Below are 3,943 nucleotides of genomic sequence, written 5' to 3'. Positions count from 1 at the left end.
TCGCCGCCAGCTCGTCGGAGGCGCGCTTCGCCTCGGCGCGCTCCTGCTGCGCCTGCTGTGCCTGCTGCTGGAGGCGGGCCTCGGATTGCTGGAGCTGACCGTTGATGCCGTCGCGCTCCTGCGTCAGCTTCTGGTGCTGGGCACCCGCCGCGCGCAGCTGCTCCTCGCGCTCGCCGAGCGTCTTCTTCGCCAGCTCGAACTGGTTGTTGAGCCCGGCCATCTGCTGGCCGAGTCCGTCCGCGTGGCGCTTGGCGTCGGCGGCCTGGGTCTGGAGCTTGGTCTCCATCGCCTTGAGCTGCTCGGTGCGGGTGGCGACCTCGCGGTTGAGCACCTCGGCCTGACGCATCTTCTCCTGCGTCACCTGGGTGAGCTTGCGCAGCGTGTCCGACAGCTCCTTGCCCTTGGTGGCCAGGTCGTTCTGGAGCAGCTCCTCGCGGCGCTGGGACTCCTCGGTGAGCGCGTCCAGCCGCTCCTTGAGGGTCGCCCGTGTGTCCTCCACCTGCGCGAGCTGGGAGGACAACTGGGTGACTTCCGCCACCCGGGCGCCCAGCTCGTGCTTGGTGATGGTGAGCTGTTCGCCCAGCTCCTCCACCTGGTTGCGCGTTTCGTTGAGGTCCGCTTCCAGCGCGGCCTGGGTGTTGGCGGCCTGCTGACGGCTGTTGGAGTGGGCCTGCTGCTCGCGCGACAGGGCGTCGCTCGTCGCGGCGAGCTGTCCCTGCACCTGCTCCAGCGACTGGCTGGTGGCCTCCAGCTCCGAGCGCAGCCCGTCGCGCTCACCCGTGAGCGCCTCGATGCTCGCGCTCGTCTCGGCGGCGAGCTTCTCGTGCGCGGCCCGCTCCGCCTCGTAGTTGCCCAGCGTCTCCGCGAGCTCTCCGCGCAGATTCCCGATCTGGCCGGTGAGCAGTTGCTCCAGAGCGTCCTTGGCCTCGCTCAGGGCCTGCAGCTCGGCGATGCGCTGGTCCCGCTCGCCCGTCGTCCTGGCCAGCGCGGCCTGGGTCGTCCGCAGCGTCTCGTGCGTGTCATCCAGCTCGACCTTGAGGCCGTCGCGCTGCGCGGTGGTGGTGCCCAGCGCGTCGCGCGTCTCCTCCAGCGTGTTCTGCGTCTGGGTGAGCGTCTGGCTGGTGGCCTCCAGCTCGCCGCGCGTCTCGGCCAGCGTGCCCTCTGTCTGGGCCAGCGTGCCTTGCGTGTCCGCGAGCTGCTGCTCCGTGCGCGACAGCGTGTCCTGCGTCTGCGAGAGCGTCTGGCTGGTGGCCTCCAACTCGCCGCGCGTCGTCGACAGCGCCTCTTCCGTCTGGGCCAGCCGCGTCTGCGTCTCGCTCAGCGACTGGCTGGTGGCCTCCAGCTCGCCCCGCGTCTCGGAGAGCGACTGCTCCGTGCTCGCCAGGGTGTTCTGCGTGTCCGCGAGCTGCTGCTCGGTGCGGGCCAGCGTGTCCTGCGTCTGCGAGAGCGTCTGGCTGGTGGCTTCCAGGTCTCCCGTCAGCTCGGAGATGCGCTGATCCCTCGCCGCGACGTCGCCCTGGAGCCCCTCGATGGTGGACTCGCGCTGGGCGACGGTGTCCTCCAGCGACACGACGCGCGCCTGGAGCTGATCTCCAATGCGCTGCGACTCCTCGAGCTGCGAGGTGAGGGCTTGAATCTGGCCGGTGAGGTCGGCCTCCAGCTCGGCCTTCGCCGCGCGAAGCTCCTCGAGCTGCCGGGTGAGGTCCTCGTCCAGCGCGTCCTTGGCGATTTGAAGCGCCTCGAGACGGCCGGTGAGGTCCTCTTCCAGCGCGTTCTTCGCGTCGGTGAGCGCCTGGAGTTCGCCGGACAGCTCGGCTTCGCGGTCGGCCAGGTGCGCCTTGACGGCCTCGACCTCGCCCTCCAACTCGCCGATGCGCTCCAGTTGCTGCTGGATGTTGGAGTTGAGGTCGGCCTCGGTGCGCTCGTTGCGCTCGATGGCCTCCGCCAGCTCGCGGTCCAGGGAGGAGATCTTCGCGTCGCGGTCATCGACGCGCTGATTGAGCTCCGTCTCCTGCGCGTCCTTGTCCATCCGGAGCTGCTCGCGCTCGCTCGTGGTGCGCGCGAGGTCCGCCTCCAGATCCGCCACCTGCTGACTGAGGCGCGCCTCCAGCGAGTCGCGCTCCGCGTTCAGCCGGATGATCTCCGCGTCGCCCCGGGCGCCGTGCTCCTCGGCGGAGGCGGCCCGGGTCTCCAGGCCGCGGACGGTGGTGTCGCGCTCCTGCTCCGTCTGCTGCAGCCGCTCCTGGAGGGCCTGAATCTCTCCGTCCAGCTCGGCATAGCGCTGATCCCGCTCGCTGACGGTGCGGCCCAGCTCCGACTCGAAGTCGTCGCCGCGCTTGCCCAACTGGGCGATCTCCGCCTCGTTCGCGCGGACGGTGTCCTGGAGCTTCTGCTCCTTGACCTCGAACTCCAGCGTGACGACGTTGTGGAGCTTCTCGAGCTTGTCGAACTCGGCTCGCAGGTGCTCCAGGTCGGTGCCACGCCGCGCGATTTCGTCCTCGCGGTTGTGGACCTCCTTGCGGAGCACGTTGATGTCCTTCTCCTTGGATGCGACGACCTCGATGAGGTCCTTCTCCGAGGAGAACTTCTGCAGCAGCAGGTCATCGACGGTGGCGCCGTGCTCGCGTTCCTTCTGGAGCATGGCTTGCTGCGCTTCATTGAAGCGGCGCAGCAGGTCGTCCACCTGCATCTTGAGGCCTTGCAGCTCCACGTCCTTCTCGTGGAGCCGGTCCTCGCCGGACAGGAGCTCGCGCTCGCGCACGCTCCAGATTTCGGAGAGGCGGGCGAGCTGGGCCTCGCGCGTCTTGAGCTCGTCGCGGAGGATTTGGATCTTCCCCTCCGGCGTGCCCATCAGCTCGCGGCGAGGAGGCGGGCGCTTGAGCTGACGCGACTCCGCCAGCAGCTCCGCCTTGCGGTCGGCGATGGACTGGAACGCGCGGTCGAGGAACGCGCGGTCCTCTTCCGTCATCGCACTGCGTCGTTCGCGCTTGGGGAGCTTGGGTGGGCCGCCGGGACTGGTGCGGATGGCGGGCATCGGAGGCGGAGCCTCGCGCGGGTTGCCGGAGAGCGCGGCGTCGAGGTCCGCGTCGGATTCCTCCGCACCCGTGGGGACGATGCCGGTGCTCAACGAGGCGAGCTCTCCCATTTCGAAGGGGATGACGAGGTAGCCGTCCGCGGCGCCCGGCGTCTGCCGGTGCTGCGTCAAGCCTTCGACTCCCGTGTCGGAGGACAGGAGCAGGACCTTGAGATTCTGGCCCCACTTGCCCTTCTTGATCTGCCCGCACAGCGTGAACCCGGATTGATCCGGCAGCTCGGCTCGGAGGACGACGAGATCCGGCCGGCGTTTCTCCAGCTCGCGCTGCGCATCCGTGGCAGTCGCCGCCATGGCGGTCTGGTAGCCCGCGCTCTTGAGCACGGTCGCCATGCTGAGGGCGAAGTCGTTTTGGCTTTCAACGATGAGGACGCGGCGCTCCATGAAGCCCTTCCACCCGCAAAAAGTGCAGTGAAAACCGCAACATCCTACTGGGCGGGCCCGAGGCTTGGAAAGTTTCCGGAGGGTGCTCGGTTGGCTGCTTCACGAGCCCTTGCCGCGAACGGTGCCTTGTGCACGGGGCGTGGGGGGCAACCTGGACGGATCCGTGTCGTCGTCCCGCCCCGGGAAGGTGGTGGGGGGAGTGTGACGGGCGAACCGAGTGCCTTCCGGCGGACAGTACCCGTGGGCGAGCTGGGCGAACCAGGGGTTGAGCGTCGAGGAGAGCGGCTCGGGGGCGGGGCCGTCTTCTTCCGCCGTCTCCTCGGGGAGGGCCTCGTCGGGTTCGGCCTCCTGGAGGTCGTCCTCGTCTTCGATCAGCTGGGCGGCGCTGCTGACGGAGACCTCGGCCTCCTCGACCTCGTCGCTGCTGATTTCGTCGGGTTCGTCGAGACGTGGGTGGGAGTGGGATGG

1 protein-coding gene and 1 pseudogene are annotated in these 3,943 nt (G+C 69.1%); both read right to left on the bottom strand.

The window, feature by feature from the left end; genetic code table 11:
• A partial coding sequence (locus HUW62_RS46055) for a response regulator (RefSeq protein WP_176438062.1) occupies positions 1-3,475 on the bottom strand: 3,475 nt, incomplete at its 3' end.
• A 99-nt stretch (positions 3,476-3,574) separates the two neighbouring features.
• Positions 3,575-3,943 (bottom strand): annotated as a pseudogene (locus HUW62_RS46050) (glycosyl transferase family 1); the annotation flags it as partial.

Origin of the sequence: Myxococcus sp. AM011, assembly GCF_013372595.1 — a bacterium.
GTDB lineage: Bacteria > Myxococcota > Myxococcia > Myxococcales > Myxococcaceae > Myxococcus > Myxococcus eversor.
Note: the sequence above shows the minus strand (reverse complement) of the source record. Positions and strands in the feature narration are given on the sequence as shown.